General features: G+C 76.4%; 14 protein-coding genes and 1 pseudogene. 7 read left to right on the top strand and 8 right to left on the bottom strand.

The window, feature by feature from the left end; genetic code table 11:
* Nucleotides 1-88 precede the first annotated feature (88 nt).
* Genes JKP75_RS23945 through msrB form a run of 3 tightly spaced genes read left to right on the top strand, consistent with a single transcriptional unit; the run spans nt 89 to nt 3,322 of the window.
* Nucleotides 89-2,209, top strand: coding sequence for a sensor histidine kinase (locus JKP75_RS23945; RefSeq protein WP_200491058.1), 2,121 nt, complete (start codon nt 89-91; stop codon nt 2,207-2,209).
* Entirely contained in the window at nt 2,202-2,861 is a 660-nt protein-coding gene (locus JKP75_RS11660) for a response regulator transcription factor (protein WP_200491057.1), read from the top strand. Before JKP75_RS23945 ends, JKP75_RS11660 begins: the two co-directional genes overlap by 8 nt.
* Nucleotides 2,862-2,905: 44 nt before the next feature.
* The gene (msrB, locus tag JKP75_RS11665; RefSeq protein ID WP_200491056.1) at nt 2,906-3,322 is read left to right on the top strand and encodes a peptide-methionine (R)-S-oxide reductase MsrB; all 417 of its coding nucleotides are present in this window, start codon (nt 2,906-2,908) and stop codon (nt 3,320-3,322) included.
* 93 nt (nt 3,323-3,415) lie between these two features.
* Here msrB and hemQ read toward each other — a convergent pair whose 3' ends face one another.
* From hemQ to JKP75_RS23955, 4 genes are all read right to left on the bottom strand, one after another.
* Complete coding sequence (hemQ, locus tag JKP75_RS11670) at nt 3,416-4,132, bottom strand: hydrogen peroxide-dependent heme synthase (RefSeq protein WP_200491055.1); 717 nt, start codon at nt 4,130-4,132, stop codon at nt 3,416-3,418.
* Nucleotides 4,129-4,344 carry a hypothetical protein gene (locus tag JKP75_RS11675; RefSeq protein ID WP_200493094.1) on the bottom strand — a complete coding sequence of 72 codons (216 nt, stop codon included), beginning with the start codon at nt 4,342-4,344 and terminating at the stop codon, nt 4,129-4,131. The genes hemQ and JKP75_RS11675 overlap by 4 nt, the downstream gene beginning before the upstream one ends.
* Before the next feature lie 77 nt (nt 4,345-4,421).
* Nucleotides 4,422-4,934 carry a YceI family protein gene (locus JKP75_RS23950; protein ID WP_200491053.1) on the bottom strand — a complete coding sequence of 171 codons (513 nt, stop codon included), beginning with the start codon at nt 4,932-4,934 and terminating at the stop codon, nt 4,422-4,424.
* Nucleotides 4,931-5,518 carry a hypothetical protein gene (locus JKP75_RS23955; protein ID WP_200493095.1) on the bottom strand — a complete coding sequence of 196 codons (588 nt, stop codon included), beginning with the start codon at nt 5,516-5,518 and terminating at the stop codon, nt 4,931-4,933. The genes JKP75_RS23950 and JKP75_RS23955 overlap by 4 nt, the downstream gene beginning before the upstream one ends.
* 147 nt (nt 5,519-5,665) lie before the next feature.
* On the opposite strand from JKP75_RS23955, the pseudogene JKP75_RS24625 reads away from it, so the two are divergent.
* Together JKP75_RS24625 and JKP75_RS23960 are read left to right on the top strand one after the other, a co-directional pair.
* Nucleotides 5,666-6,160 (top strand): annotated as a pseudogene (locus JKP75_RS24625) (ATP-binding protein); the annotation flags it as partial.
* 98 nt (nt 6,161-6,258) lie between these two features.
* Nucleotides 6,259-8,511, top strand: a complete 2,253-nt coding sequence (locus tag JKP75_RS23960; protein ID WP_309229776.1) for a LuxR C-terminal-related transcriptional regulator — start codon at nt 6,259-6,261, stop codon at nt 8,509-8,511.
* 20 nt (nt 8,512-8,531) lie between these two features.
* Here JKP75_RS23960 and hemG read toward each other — a convergent pair whose 3' ends face one another.
* On the bottom strand, nt 8,532-9,905 hold the full coding sequence (gene hemG / locus JKP75_RS11695; protein WP_200493097.1) for a protoporphyrinogen oxidase: 1,374 nt from the start codon (nt 9,903-9,905) through the stop codon (nt 8,532-8,534).
* Nucleotides 9,902-10,963 carry a uroporphyrinogen decarboxylase gene (hemE, locus tag JKP75_RS11700; RefSeq protein ID WP_200493098.1) on the bottom strand — a complete coding sequence of 354 codons (1,062 nt, stop codon included), beginning with the start codon at nt 10,961-10,963 and terminating at the stop codon, nt 9,902-9,904. Before hemE ends, hemG begins: the two co-directional genes overlap by 4 nt.
* A gap of 115 nt (nt 10,964-11,078) precedes the next feature.
* Here hemE and JKP75_RS11705 point away from each other — a divergent pair, with 115 nt between their 5' ends.
* Both JKP75_RS11705 and JKP75_RS11710 read left to right on the top strand, forming a co-directional pair.
* Nucleotides 11,079-11,699 carry a DUF3000 domain-containing protein gene (locus JKP75_RS11705; protein WP_200491051.1) on the top strand — a complete coding sequence of 207 codons (621 nt, stop codon included), beginning with the start codon at nt 11,079-11,081 and terminating at the stop codon, nt 11,697-11,699.
* Between the two features lie 94 nt (nt 11,700-11,793).
* Nucleotides 11,794-13,041, top strand: coding sequence for a ribonuclease D (locus JKP75_RS11710; RefSeq protein WP_200491410.1), 1,248 nt, complete (start codon nt 11,794-11,796; stop codon nt 13,039-13,041).
* 315 nt (nt 13,042-13,356) lie between these two features.
* Here JKP75_RS11710 and JKP75_RS11715 read toward each other — a convergent pair whose 3' ends face one another.
* Nucleotides 13,357-14,175 (bottom strand): sugar ABC transporter substrate-binding protein, encoded by an 819-nt coding sequence (locus JKP75_RS11715; protein ID WP_200493099.1) that lies wholly within the window; start codon nt 14,173-14,175, stop codon nt 13,357-13,359.
* A complete protein-coding gene (locus JKP75_RS11720) occupies nt 14,172-14,465 on the bottom strand; it encodes a hypothetical protein (protein WP_200493100.1) in 294 nt (97 codons plus the stop codon). Before JKP75_RS11720 ends, JKP75_RS11715 begins: the two co-directional genes overlap by 4 nt.
* Nucleotides 14,466-14,574: the final 109 nt, after the last annotated feature.

The following is a 14,574-nucleotide window of genomic DNA, read 5'->3' on the forward strand; positions in this document are numbered from 1 at the left end:
GCGCCCGGATCCGGCCCGTCCGTGTCCCGCCCGATCCGGGACACCGCGCCCCTGTCCGCCGGGACGCCGAACCCGGCATGATCCGCGCGTGGAGGTCCGGACACCCGCCGACGACGCCCCGCCCGTGGCACCTCCGCCGCCGTCGGACGCCGGGCCGGAGCCCAGGTTCGCCGTGCTGGGTTGGACGACGGCGGCCGTCACGCTCGCGGCCGTCGCCGGGAGCGCGGCTCTGGACCTCGCCACCCCGCACGCCGCCCGGGAGGCGGTCGACTCCGGAGCCGGCTGGGAGATCGGGTTGTCCGGGCTGCTCCTCGCCGTTCCCGGCGCGCTGCTGGTGAGCCGCGCGCCACGCAACGCCGTCTCCTGGGTGGTCGCCGCCGCCGCGCTGTTCTGGGCGCTCGACGGGCTGGCCTCGTCCTGGCTCACCTACGCGGTGCAGTCCGACCCGGCACTGCCCGGCGCCTCCCTGGCGTTCTGGTTCGTTCAGCGGTTCGGCGCCTGGCTGCTGCTGGGCCTGCCCCTGCTGCTCCTGCTCTACCCCGACGGTCGGCTGCCCGCCGGGCGGTGGCGCGCGGTCGCGCTGCTCGCGCTCGGCTGCACCGCGCTGCTCCCCGTCCTGGTGGTGACCACGCCGGCCGACGTCCTGGACCGGCGGGCCGGCACGGAGATGCCCGAGGCCTTCCTCGGCCTGCATCTCGACCCGACCAGCGTGCCGCTGCCGGAGGCGGTGGTCCTGCCGCTGCTGCACCTTGCCTTCCCGCTCGGCGCGGTCGGCATCCTGCTGCCGCTCGCGGTCGTCGTGCACCGGCTGCGGGCCGCCACCGGCGAGGACCGGCGGCGGATGCGCTGGCTGCTCTGGGCCGGCGTCGTCGACGCGATGGTGATGCTGGGCGCGCTGCTCTTCCCGTCGACGCGGATCAGCGTCGACCTGGCGGTCGCCGTCGGCCTCACCGGGCTGGCCGTCACCGTCGGCCTCCTCCGGCCGCGGGCGGTCGACATCGACCGGCTGCTGGGCGGCACGCTCGTCTACGGCGGGCTCGCGGCCGGCGTCGTCGTCCTCGACCTCCTCGTGCTCGGCTCGGCCGGCGTGCTCGTCGGCGACCGCGGCCGGCGCGACGCGGTGCTCCTGACGCTGCTGCTGCTCGCCGTCGGCTACGTGCCGCTGCGCGCCGCGCTGTGGCGCCTCGTGCGGCGGTGGGTCCTGGGCGAGCGCGAGGACCCCTACCGCGTGGTCTCCGGCCTGGCCGAGCGGCTCGAGCGCAGCGACGACGCCGACCAGCAGCTCATGGCCGTCGCGGCGGCGGTCGCCGAGGCGTTCCGGTCGCCCTACGTCGGGGTCGAGGTCTCCTCCGCCGACGGCGAGCGGGTGCTGGCCGAGCACGGCGAGCGGCCGGCCGCGGTCCGCGCGCTGCCGATCGCCTATCGCGGGGAGCCGGTCGGCCGGCTGCTGCTCCCCCGGCACGGCGTCCGCGCCTCCCTGCTCACCCGGGACGAGCGGCTGCTCGCCGACGTCGTGCGGCAGGCGGCCGCCGCCGCCCGCGCCGGCTCCCTGGCCGCGCAGCTCCAGGCCGGCCGCGAGCAGCTGGTCGCCGCCCGCGAGGAGGAGCGGCGCCGGCTGCGCCGCGATCTGCACGACGGGCTCGGGCCCACCCTCGGCGCGGTGGTGCTGCGCATCGACACCGCCCGCAACCTGGCCGCCGACCGGCCCGAGGAGGCCGACGCCGTCCTGCGGCGGGTCAGGGACGACGTCGCCGCGGCGCTGGCCGACGTCCGCCGGCTCGTGCACGACCTGCGCCCGCCCGCGCTGGACGACCTCGGGCTGACCGGAGCGGTGCGCCAGCAGGCCGAGGGGGTGCTGCCGCCCGCCGTGGCGGTGACCGTGACCGCGAGCGGCACCGCGCAGCTGCCCGCGGCCGTGGAGGTCGCCGCCTACCGGATCGCCTCGGAGGCGCTGGCCAACGCGGGGCGGCACGCGGGGGCCTCGCGGGTCGCCGTGACGCTGGAGCGGGCGGACGGCGCGCTCGTCGTCTCGGTGGTGGACGACGGGATCGGCATCCCGCCGGACGCGCCCGCGGGGGTGGGTCTGGTGTCCCTGCGCGAGCGGGCCGCCGAGCTCGGGGGCAGCTGCACGGTCGAGTGCCCGCCCGACGGGGGCACGGTGGTGCGGGCGGTGCTGCCCGTGGGAGGGGACGGCGATCGGCATGGCTGAACCGGACGAGGGCCCGCTGCGGGTGCTGGTCGTGGACGACCACCCCGTCTACCGGGACGGCCTGGCGATGCTGCTCGGCTCGGTGCCCGGCCTGGCCGTCGTCGGCACCGCTGCCGACGGCGCCGAGGCGGTGCGGCTGGCCCGCGAGGAGCAGCCGGACGTCGTCGTCATGGACGTGCAGATGCCGGGCACGGACGGGATCGCGGCGACGCGGGCGATCACCTCGGAGTCGCCGTCGACCGGCGTGGTGGTGCTGACCATGAGCGAGGACGACGGGACCGTCTTCTCCGCCGTCCGCGCCGGGGCCCGCGGTTACCTGCTCAAGGGGGCCGACCAGGAGGAGGTGGTGCGGGCGATCACCACGGTCGCGAGCGGCGGCGCGGTGTTCGGTGCGGCGCTGGCCCGCCGGATCGCGGAGTTCTTCACCGCCGGGCCGTCCGGTCCGCAGACCGCCTTCCCGCAGCTCACCGCGCGGGAGAGGGAGGTGCTCGACCTGGTCGCCGCCGGCCGCTCCAACGCCCAGATCGCCGCCGCCCTGTACCTGTCGCCGAAGACGGTCCGCAACAACGTGTCGAACGTGCTGGCCAAGCTGCAGGTCACCGACCGGGCGCAGGCGATCGTCCGCGCCCGCGACGCCGGGCTCGGGCGCTGAGCGGCGCCGGGAATGGCGGTCCGGCGCCGCCCGTTCGTCCGGGTATGACGACCTCCTCCCAGCAGCCCCAGGTGCAGAAGACCGACGAGGAGTGGCGCGCGCAGCTGACGCCGGAGGAGTACGCGGTGCTCCGCCAGGCCGGCACCGAGCGCGCCTGGACCGGTGAGTACGTCGACACCAAGACCGTCGGCGTCTACGAGTGCCGCGCCTGCGGCGCCGAGCTGTTCCGGTCCGAGACCAAGTTCGACTCGCACTGCGGCTGGCCCTCGTTCTACGAGGCCTCCAGCGAGGACAACGTGGTCCTCCGCGAGGACCGCAGCTACGGGATGATCCGCACCGAGGTGCTGTGCAAGAGCTGCCACAGCCACCTGGGTCACCTCTTCGACGACGCCCCGCAGACGCCCACCGGCGACCGCTACTGCATCAACAGCGTGAGCATCCGCCTGCAGCCCGCGGAGTAACCCGCACCCGCATGCGCCTGAGGGTGGTCTCCCGACGTCGGGAGACCACCCTCATGCGTATCCGGGGAGCTGCTCCTCCGCGGTGGAGCGGGGTCAGGCGAGGTCGCGGACGAGCTCGGCGATCGGCTTGCGGACGCCGGTGTAGAACGGGATCTCCTCGCGCACGTGCCGGCGGGCGCGGCTGGCCCGCAGGTCGCGCATGAGGTCGACGATGCGGTGCAGCTCGTCGGCCTCGAAGGCGAGCATCCACTCGTAGTCGCCCAGGCCGAACGAGGCGACGGTGTTCGCCCGCACGTCCGGGTAGGGCCGGGCCTGCATGCCGTGCTCCTTGAGCATGTCGCGCCGCTCCTCGTCCGGGAGCAGGTACCACTCGTAGGAGCGCACGAACGGGTAGACGCACACGTAGCGGCGCGGCTCCTCGTCGGCGAGGAACGCCGGGATGTGGCTGCGGTTGAACTCCGCCGGGCGGTGCAGCGCCATCTGCGACCAGACCGGGTCGAGGTGGCGGCCCAGCTCCGTGCGGCGCAACCGGGTGTAGGCCTCCTGCAGCGCCTCGGGGGTGCCGGCGTGCCACCACACCATGACGTCGGCGTCGGCCCGCAGGCCCGCGACGTCGTAGGTCCCGCGGACGACGACGTCCTTGCCGGCCAGCTCGTCGATCAGCGCGGCCGCCTCGTCCGCGGCCGAGGAGCGCGCCTCGTCGGCCAGCGGCCGGGCCAGCCGGAACACCGACCACATCGTGTAGCGGATGCTGGCGTTGAGCTCGTTCGCCCGCTTGCCGATGCTGCGTTCCTCGGTCTGCTCGGTCATGCGCCCATCATCCCCCGCGCCGGGCAGCCGCCGGCGACGAGGTGGGTGGGGCGGCTCACCGGAGGGCGGGCCGGCGCCGCGAGCAGGTGGGCATGCGCCCGGCGGCAGTCGTCGCAGGCGGCCAGCCAGAACGAGTGGCGCAGGCAGCGGGGTGCACGCGGGCGGGGTGCGGTCGGGCGGTCCGGGTGCTCCGGGTCGTGGGTGGTGCTCACGTCAACTGGGAACGCACCACCGTCCGCGCGGCATCCCCCCCGGGGGCCGTGGCGCGCACCACGGCCCCCGCGGGCGATCAGCGGGCCAGCGGCACCAGCCAGGCGTCGATCTCGATCCGCACGACCCGGCCCACCAGCAGCCGGGGCGCCCGGATCCCCACGGCCGTGCGGTCCAGCGTCGCCGCGGCCCGGACCAGCGTGCCGCCCTCCCCCGGCTCGGCGACGCCGGCCACCGCGAGCGGCGTCGCCGTCCCGCGCACCGTCAGCCGGCCTTCCGCGAGCCAGGAGCCGTCGGCGCTGCGGGTGAAGCGCTCGCAGCTCCAGACCATCACCGGTTGCCGGTCCACCGAGAGGAACCGCGCGCGGCGCAGGTCGGCGTCCCGGCGGGTGATGCCGGTGTCCAGGCCGGCGAGCTCGAACTCCGCCCGCGCCCGCACCGGGGCGCCGCCGGCGTCCACGTGCACCTCCCCCCGGCTCACCGGGATCGAGCCCCGCACCGGGATCCCGACGTTGCGCACGGTGAAGCGCACCTGCGTGCGGCTGTCCGAGACCCGGTACGCCCGGATCGCCGTCCGCGGGGCCGCGGTCACGACCGGACCCCCGTGGCCAGCCGCGCGTGCAGCACCCGGTCGACGTCGACCCGCTCGGGGTCGGTGAGCAGCGCCGGGTCCTCCCACGGCAGCAGGTCGGTGGCGAACACGGCCCGCCGCATGTCCTCCAGGACCGGCAGGCCGGTGACCAGCGTGACGACGACGAGGGCGTCGTCGGCGCCGCGCAGCACGTAGGTGACGACGACGCCGCTGACGGTCCGCATCGCCGGATCGATGCGCTCGCGGCCGGCCCGCACGTGCGCGTCGGTGCGGGCCGCGTTCCCGCCGGGGAACCACAGCACCTGGGCGAACTCCGGCGCCGAGCCGGCCGCCGAGCCCGCGACGCGCTCGAGCAGCTCGTAGCTGCCGGAGCCCACCAGGAAGCCGGGGTCCGGCACGCGGACCGCGGCGGCGTCCGCCGGCGTCCGCCACAGCACGAGCAGCGCGCCGTCCGCGCCGTCCAGCCTGCCGAGCACGCAGGCGTCCTCCTGCCCGTCGCCGCTGATCCCGGCGAGCAGACCGCGCGCCCAGGTCCCGGCGTCCTCGTCCGGCCACCGCCGGAACCGGTGGAGAGTGGCGTTCACGGATCCTCCTCCTGCCGAGCGGACCGCCGACCGGTCCGGCACGGGTCGACCCTCCGCCCGCGGCCGGGCACGGGCATCCGTGCTGCCACTGACCTCCGGTACGCAATTCCGGTACGCAGACCCGGCGGGCGGTGGGATGCTCCCGGCATGGCGGACGCCGGGCCTCCCCCGGGCGCGCACCGGGGTCCCTTCGTCGGCCGGGACGTCGAGCTGGCCCGCCTCCGCGGTGCCGTCGACGGCGCCTGGGCCGGCGCGGGCGGCCTCGTGCTGGTCACCGGCCCGGCGGGTATCGGGAAGACCCGGACGGTCGAGGAGGCGCTGGACGGGGTGCCCGTCCCGGTCGTCTGGGGGCGCTGCGTCGACGACCCCGGCGCCCCGCCGCTGTGGCCGTGGCGGCGGGTCCTGCGGGCCCGGCCGGAGGTGGCGACGGCGGTCGGCGACGCCCTCGCCGCCGTCGACCGGCACCCCGAGGCCGCCGACCCGGAGGCCGCCCGGTTCCGGTTCGTGTCGGCCGCGACCGAGGCGCTGGTCGCCGCGGCCGGACCCGGCGGCCTCGTCGTCGTCCTCGAGGACCTGCACTGGGCCGATCCCACCTCGTTGCGCCTGCTGGTCCACCTGGCGGCCGAGCTGCACCGGTCGCACCTGCTCGTCCTCGGCAGCTACCGCGAACCGGCCGGCCCGCACGGGTCGTCCCGCTGCGCGAGGCGCTGCCGGAGCTGCTCCGCTGGCCCGGCACCGACGTGCTCGAGCTCACCCCGCTCGCGGAGGACGACGTCCGCCGGTACCTCACGGCGGTCGGTCCGGCCGTCCCCGCACCGGGGACCGTCCACGTCGTGCACCGGCGCTCGGGCGGCAACCCGCTCTACCTGCGCGCGCTCGCGTCGGCCGGCGGCACGCCCGACGACGCGCCGGCCTCCGCCGCGCTGCGCTCCGCGGTCCGGGCGGCGCTGGCGGCCCTGCCCGGGGAGACGGTCGGGCTGTTGACCGTGGCGGCGGTGCTGGGCGAGGAGGTGCGCCCGGGGTTGCTGGCCGCCGTCGCCGAGCGGCCGGAGGACGAGGTGCACCGGGCCCTGGACGACGCCGTGCACGCCGGCGTCCTGACGACCGTGCCCGGCAGCCCGGGACGCCGTCGCTTCGTGCACGCCGTCGTCCGCGACGGGATCTACGCCGACCTCGCCCCCAGCGACCGGGAGGCCCTGCACCGACGGGTGGCCGAGGCGTGGGAGGCGACCGTCGGTGTGGACGACACGAGCGCCGGCGTCGTCGCCGGGCACTGGCTCCGGGCCTCGGCCGATACCGACGCACTCGCCCGCGCGGCGGCGTGGGCGCGCCGGGCATCCGCCGCCGCGACGCGGTCGCTGGCGTTCGAGGAGGCGGCCACCTTCCTGCGCACGGCGCTCGACGCCGCGGAACGGGCGGGTTGGGACGGCGCGGATCGGGCCGCCCTGCTCGTCGAGGTCGCCGGCACCGAGTTCCGCGCCGGGCGCTTCGCGGAGGGCCTCGCGCACGCCGTCACCGCCTCCGAGACCGCGGACGGGCCGGACCGTGCGGACCTGCTGGTGGCCGCGGCGCTGGCCGTCCACGACGTCGCGGCGCCCGGCTTCCCGCCCGCGGCGATCGCCCTCTGCGAGCGCGCCCTCGCCGAGCCCGAGGTGGCCGCCTCCCCCGCCGTGCGCGCCCGGCTGCTCGCGCAGATGGCCTCCTCCCACGCGGACGCCGGCCGGCTCGGCACCTCCTCGCAGCTGGCCGCGACCGCGCTGGAGCTGGCCGAGGGCGCGGGCGACCCGGAGGCCGTCCTCGACGCCGTCCGTGCCCGGATGAAGGTGAGCGTCGACGCGCTGCCCCCGGAGGAACGCCTGCGCCTGGGCCTGCTGGCGATCGAGCACGCCGCCGCGACCCGTCAGCCCCTGGTCGAGCTGTGGGGCGCGAAGTGGCGGATCGACGCGGCGCTGGAGACCGGGGATCTGGCCACGACCGAGGAGGAGCTGGCCCGCATCTCCGCGCTCGCCCGGCGGACCGGGCTGCCGCTGGTGCGCTGGCACGACCTCCGGCTGCGCGCGTCGGTGGCCGCGCTCGTCGGCCGGTTCCCCGAGGCACTGGCGCTCAACGAGCAGGCCCGCGACCTGGGCGCCCGGGAACTGGCGCAGGACATGTCCACCGCCGGCATGTCCGGGGCGTTCCTGCTGCAGCACGCGCTGATCACCGGGGACCCGGAGTTCTGGGACGACGACGCCCTCCAGCTGCTCGACCTCGCCGGCGACATCCCCATCGTCCTGGTGACCCGGGCGCTGGTGGCGTTCCTGCGCGGCGACCGGGACGACGCGCAGGTCCGGTACGAGGAGCTGCGCCGGCGCCTGGCGGAGCCGGACTTCGCCGCGTCCAGCGGGGTGCCGACCAGCCTGGTCCCCCTGGTCGAGGCCTTCGAGGACCCGGCGACCGCCGAGGTGCTGGCCGGCCTCATCGCCGCGCACCCCCTGGCGGCCGGCGGCGCCGGCGTGTACGGCTGCGGCGCCACGGCCGGGCTGCTGGGGCGGCTGGCCGTCGTCCGCGGCGCCCTGGACGAGGCGGTGGCGCACCTCGGAACTGCCCTCGACGTCGACACCGGGACCGGTGCGCGGCCGGCGCTCGTCCACGACCGGACCGGCCTGGCCGGCGCGCTGCTGCGCCGGGCGCGGCCGGGCGATCTGCCCCGGGCCGGGGCGCTCGCGCGGGCGGCCCGGCAGGAGGCCCTCCGCCTCGGGATGCCCGGGCCGGCGCGGACCGCGGCGCAGCTGGCCGACGCGGCCGGCGCCGCCGGGCGGGCGGCCGATCCCCTGACCGTCCGCGAGCGGGAGATCGCCGGCCTGGTCGCCGCGGCGCTCACCAACCGGCAGATCGCCGAGCAGCTGGTGCTCTCCGAGCGCACGGTGGAGAGCCACGTGCGCAACATCCTGACCAAGCTGGGTGCGGCCAACCGCACCGAGATCGCGGTGCTGACCTCGGCCCGGGGCTAGCCCGGCAGCGCCCGGGCCCGTCAGCCCAGCAGCGCGCCGACCGCCCGCCGGGCGTCGCGGATGCAGGCGGGCACGCCCACCCCGTCGAACGCCGCGCCGGCCACCTCGAGCCCGGGCACCCCGGCGACGGCCGCGCGCACCGCCGCGACCCGGCCCGGGTGGCCGACGAGGTACTGCGGCAGCCCGCCGCCCCAGCGGACCAGCTCGGTCTGCAGCGGCTCGGGACGGGACAGCCGGAGCAGGTCGGCGACGTCGGCGACCACGGCGGCCACCAGCTCGTCGTCGTCCCGCTGGAGGTCGCTCTCGGCGCGGAACCGGCCGACCGAGGAGCGGACCAGCAGCGCTTCGCCGCCCAGGTGCGGCCACTTCGCCGAGGACACCGTGACGCCCTTGACCAGCCGGCCGGTCACCGGCGGCACGAGCAGCCCCGACCCGGCGGCGAGCTCCTGGGCGGGGAAGGCCATGGCGACGACGGCCATCGACGCGTACGGGATGCCGAGCAGCGGCTCGACCGCGCCCGGCACGACGTCCCGGAGCAGCCGGGCCGCCTTGCCCGCCGGCGCGGTCACGATCACCGAGTCGGCCCCGGGCAGCTCGGGCTCGGCGGCCGAGCCGATCGACAGCTCGAAGCCGGTCGCCGTCCGGCGCAGGCCGTGGGCCGGGGTGCGCAGCCGCACCTCGGCCCCGGACGCCGCGACCAGGGCGGCGGGCAGCGCGCCGATGCCGTCGGCGACGGTGACGAACACCGGGCCGTCGGCGTCGCCGCGGCTCCGGATGCCGGCGTCGCGGGCCGCGGCCGCGGCACCGAGCACCGAGCCGGCGCGGGGCAGGTGCGCGGCCAGGGCCGGCATCGTGGCCTGCAGCGACAACTCGTCGGCGCGGCCGGCGTAGACCCCGCCCAGCAGCGGCTCGACCAGCCGGTCGACCACCTCGTCGCCGAGCCGCTCGCGCAGCAGCGCCCCGACGGCGACGTCGCCGTCCAGCCGGACCGGCGGGAGGTCGGCCTCCGCGCGGACGCGCGCGACGCCGTCGGCGGACAGGAAGCCCTCCAGCCCCTCGGCCGAGGCGGGGACGCCGAGCACCGTTCCCGGCGGCAGCGGGTGCCGGCCGTCGGGCAGCACCACCGAGGCCTGCGTGGTGGCCGGCGCGACCAGCCGGTCGCCGAGGCCCAGCGCCTCGACCAGCTCCACGGCGTCGGGCACCCGCGCGAGCATCGCCTCGGGGCCGGTGTCGTACCACTGCCCGGCCAGCTCGACGCGGTGCAGCTTGCCGCCGATCCGGTCCCCGGCCTCGAGCACGACGATCTCGTCGTCGGGCCGGCGCCGACGCCACTCAAAGGCGGCGGTGAGACCGGTGATCCCGGCGCCGACGACGACCAGGCGGCGGCGCGTCATCGGGCCGTGAGCTCGTGGACCAGCTCGGTCACGTGCGTGAGCACGCCGGGGTCGGTGTCGGGCAGCACGCCGTGGCCGAGGTTGAAGACGTGCCCGCGCGCGGCCCGGCCCTGCTCGACGACGCGGCGCACCTCGCGGTCGACGGTGGCGCGGTCGGCCAGCAGCACCGCGGGGTCCAGGTTGCCCTGCAGCGAGCGGTGCGGGCCGACCCGGCGGGCCGCCTCGTCCAGCGGGATCCGCCAGTCGACGCCGACCACGTCGGCACCGGCGTCGCCGATCAGCGGCAGCAGCTCGCCGGTGCCCACGCCGAAGTGGATGCGCGGGACGTCCCGGTCGCCGAGCGCGTCGAACACCGACCGCGAGAAGGGCAGCACCCGCTCGGCGTAGTCGGCGGCCGAGAGGACACCGGCCCACGAGTCGAACAGCTGCACCGCGACCGCTCCGGCGTCGACCTGCGCCCGCAGGAAGATCGCCGCGGAGACCGCCAGCTTGTCCAGCAGCCGGCTCCACGCCTCGGGCTCGGCGTACATGAACGCCTTGGTGCGGGCGTGCTCCTTGGAGGGGCCGCCCTCGATGAGGTAGGTGGCGAGGGTGAACGGCGCCCCGGCGAACCCGATCAGCGGGGTCGGCCCGAGCTCGGCGACCAGCTGGCGCACCGCCGTCTGCAGGAAGCCCAGCGCCTCGGGCTCGAGGCCCGGCAGCGCGTCGACGTCGGCGACCGAGCGGACCGGGTCCGCGATGACCGGGCCGATGCCCGCCTTGATCTCCAGGTCCACACCGGCGACCAGCAGCGGCAGCACGATGTCGGAGAAGAGGATCGCCGCGTCGACGCCGTGCCGGCGGACCGGCTGCAGCGTGATCTCGGTGACCATGTCCGGGTCCTGGCAGGCCTCGAGCATGGCGGTGCCGGCGCGCAGGCTCCGGTACTCGGGCAGGGACCGCCCGGCCTGGCGCATGAACCACACCGGGGTGCGGCTGACCGGCAGCCCTCGGGCGGCGCGGACGAGGTCGGAGTCGGCCGGCGACGTCGACGGGACCGGGGCGGGTACGGAGGTCACGGGGGTCGAGTCTCCCAGACCCGGTGCGGACGTGTTCCCGGCGCGTCGCGGGCGAGTCGGGTGCCGCTGCGGCGCGTCGGGCGCGATGTGCTAGCCGGCGACCTACCCTGCGCTCGTGGAGCCGCCCATCCTGGCCGATGCCGGGAACCGAGGCAAGGACGCGCGCGCAGACGACGTGCCCGCCGCGTTCCGCGCCGCGCTGGAGGCGCTGGCGGGAGTGCGTGCCCGTCCGGAGATCGTCCTCGAGCAGATCCCGGCCCCCCAGCGGCTGGCGCCCTTCGCGCACGCCATCGGCGCCTCGGTGAGCGAGCGCGACGGCGACGAGGACGTCGAGATCGCCAGCGCGCGGTTCATCGTGCTGCACGATCCCGAGGGCCACGAGACCTGGAACGGCACCACGCGCTGCGTCGGCTACCTCTCCGCGGAGACCGACGAGGAGCTCGTGGACGACACGATGTTCTCCGAGGTGGCCTGGAGCTGGCTGACCGACGCGCTGGCCGAGTCGGGCGCCGCGCACGCCACCGTCGGGGGCACCGTCACCCGCACCGCCTCGACCCGCTTCGGCGAGCTCGCCGGACCGGAGCACACCGTCGACGTCGAGATGCGTGCCTCCTGGACCGCCGGGGACACCGCGCTCGACAAGCACCTCACCGCCTGGCTCCAGGTCCTGGCCAACGCGGCCGGCCTGCCGCCACCCGGAGTCCGCCTGCTGGGACCGGGCGGGGAGAGTCGCTGACCGGTCCGCCGGCGCGACTCTCTAACATCGGTAGCGGCACTCGGGCGTCCGCCCGGGCCCGACCGACGAGTTCCGGCGAGAAGGTGGACGGCAACTGAGCACCGAGCCCACTCCCCGGCCGGCGACGGACGACGGCGCGGAGGAGTCCACCGCCGTCCCGCTGCTCGCCCCGCGCGACGGCCTGCCGCCGGTCATCGAGAACTCCACCCAGCTGGTCGAGTACGCCCAGGCACTGCGCGAGGGCACCGGCCCGGTGGCCGTCGACGCCGAGCGGGCCTCCGGCTACCGGTACGGCCAGCGCGCCTACCTGGTCCAGCTGCGCCGCAACGGCTCCGGCAGCGGCCTGGTCGACCCCGTCCCCCTGCCGGATCTCTCCTTGCTGCAGGACGCGATCGGCGACGCCGAGTGGGTGCTCCACGCCGCCAACCAGGACCTGCCCTGCCTCGCCGAGATCGGCCTGGCCCCGCGCCGGCTGTTCGACACCGAGCTGGCCGCCCGCCTCGCCGGCCTGCCCCGCGTGGGCCTGGGCGCCGTCGTCGAATCGCTGCTGGGCTTCTCGCTGCAGAAGGGGCACTCGGCGGCGGACTGGAGCACCCGGCCGCTGCCCGAGGAGTGGCTGGTCTACGCCGCCCTCGACGTCGAGGTGCTGGTCGACCTGCGCGACGCCCTCGCCGCGATCCTCGAGGAGCAGGGCAAGACCGAGTGGGCGCGCCAGGAGTTCGAGGCGATCCTGGCCACCGGCCCGCCGGCACCCAAGGCCGACCCGTGGCGGCGCACCTCGGGCGTGCACGGGCTGCGCAGCCGCCGGCAGCTGGGCATGCTGCGCGCGCTCTGGGAGGCCCGCGACGAGCTCGCCCGCCGCCGGGACGTCGCCCCCGGCCGGGTGCTGCCGGACTCCGCGATGGTCGCCGCGGTGCAGGCCGACCCGAAGAACGAGGGCGCGCTGCTGGAGCTGCCGGTGTTCCGCGGCCGGGCCAACCGCCGGCTGGTCGCGCACTGGTTCTCCGCCCTGGCCCGCGGCAAGGCGCTGCCCGAGGACGAGCTGCCGCCGCACACCCGCACCGGCGACGGCCCGCCGCCGGTGAACCGCTGGGCCGACCGCGACCCGGCGGCCGCGACGCGGCTGCAGGCGGCCCGCGCCGGGCTGGCCGAGCTGTCGGAGAAGCACGCGGTCCCCGTGGAGAACGTGGTCTCCCCCGACCTGGTCCGCCGGCTCATGTGGCACCCGCCGGCGCCCCGCGAGCGCGACGCCGTCGTCGAGGCGCTCCGGGCCGGCGGCGCCCGGCAGTGGCAGATCGAGCTCACCGCCGACCTGCTGACCGAGGCCGCCACCCGCGCCTGACGCCCTGCGCTGGGATCAGGTGACCTGATCCCAGCGCGTCCTCCCCCACGGTGCACCGCGAGGGAGGACGCGCTGCGGTGAGGGAGGACGCGCTGCGGTGAGGGAGGCCGCCGTGCTCGCCCGGCGACGCTGCCGCAGCACGGCGCGCCCGAGGTCCTGCCGCGAGGGTCCGCAGCGACGAGAGCCGCCGCATGTCAGCCGGTGCCGTCCTCGGGACGGCCGGTCGGTTCGGACACGCCGGGCCTCTCGTCGCGCTGGTTGCGGATGCGACAGCGCCGGGGCACCCCGAGGGGTGCCCCGGCGGACGTCATGCGGCTACTCGATCCCGAGCTCGTCGCAGGCGGCGGCGAACTCACCGGTGCACAGCTCGTCGGCGGTCACGAAGTCGTCGTCCACGACGGCTTTGACGTTGTCCCGGAAGATCGAGATCCCCGTCAGCAGGACCGAGGGCACCTCGCGGTCGCCCTCCGGGTCCGTGACGGTGCCCGACGTCTCGGCCTCGTCGCCGTTGATCAGGTCGGCGGCGAGCTCGGCCAGCGCGTTGGCCTCGTCGCGGATCGGCTTGTAGACCGTCATGCACTGGTCGCCGGCGAGGATGTTCTGCAGCCCCTCGGCCGTGGCGTCCTGACCGGTGACGTTGTTGGCGCCGGCGGCGTTGTTCCGACCCAGGATCTGGATCACCGAGTTGGCCAGGCCGTCGTTGGCGGCCAGGACGCCCTGGATGTTGCTCCCGTTCTGCGTGTACATCTGCTCGAAGATCGTCGCAGCCTCCTGGTTGTCCCAGTCGGGCACGGCCTGCTCCGCCACCTGCGTGTACTGCGTCATCGGGTCGAGCACCTCGTGGGCGCCGCCCGAGAACAGCGTGGCGTTGTTGTCGTCCGGCGACCCGTTGAGGAAGGCGATGTTGCCCTGCGTGACGCCCTTGTCCTCGAGGCACTTCGCCAGCCCCTGCCCCTGCAGGCGGCCGACCTCCTCGTTGTCGAAGGAGACGTAGTACGCCGCGGATCCGCCGAGCGTGAGCCGGTCGTAGTCGATCGTCTGGACGCCCTCGGCCTCCGCCGACTCCTGGATCTGCGCGCCGGAGGCCGAGTCCAGGTTCACGATCGCCAGGACCGTGGCGCCCTCGGTGATCATCTGCTCGGCGATGGTGGCCTGCCGCTGGGCGTCGCCCCCTCGGCGTTCTGGATGTCGTACTCGATGCCGGCCTCCTCGAAGGCCGCCTCGAGGTAGGGGCGGTCGAAGTTCTCCCAGCGGACGGAGGACTCGGTGTCGGGGAGGATGACGCCGACCTTGCCCGCGGAGTCACCCCCGCCGCCGCCACCACCGCCGCCGCTGTCGCCGCCGTCGTCATCCGATCCGCAGGCCGCCAGGCCCAGGAGGAGGGTGGCGGCGATCGCCGTCGTGAGGGTGCTCCGGCGCGCCATGAGGTGGACCCGCCTTTAGTTGGGGTTGCAGCCAAATTCCCGCGGCTCACATTTTGCGGTGCCGGGAGTGTGACCGCAACCACACAGTGCACGCGATGCGCGATCGTGA

It is taken from the genome of Blastococcus sp. TML/M2B (assembly GCF_016612865.1).
Taxonomy (GTDB): Bacteria; Actinomycetota; Actinomycetes; order Mycobacteriales; family Geodermatophilaceae; genus Blastococcus.

Excerpts from the sequence above, each read along its gene's own strand:
- JKP75_RS11660 (WP_200491057.1), top strand. The coding sequence starts at position 2,202 with ATGGCTGAACCGGACGAGGGCCCGCTGCGGGTGCTGGTCGTGGACGAC.
- msrB (WP_200491056.1), top strand. The coding sequence starts at position 2,906 with ATGACGACCTCCTCCCAGCAGCCCCAGGTGCAGAAGACCGACGAGGAG.
- hemQ (WP_200491055.1), bottom strand. The coding sequence starts at position 4,132 with ATGACCGAGCAGACCGAGGAACGCAGCATCGGCAAGCGGGCGAACGAG.
- JKP75_RS11715 (WP_200493099.1), bottom strand. The coding sequence starts at position 14,175 with ATGATCACCGAGGGCGCCACGGTCCTGGCGATCGTGAACCTGGACTCG.
- JKP75_RS11720 (WP_200493100.1), bottom strand. The coding sequence starts at position 14,465 with ATGGCGCGCCGGAGCACCCTCACGACGGCGATCGCCGCCACCCTCCTC.
- hemG (WP_200493097.1), bottom strand. The coding sequence starts at position 9,905 with ATGACGCGCCGCCGCCTGGTCGTCGTCGGCGCCGGGATCACCGGTCTC.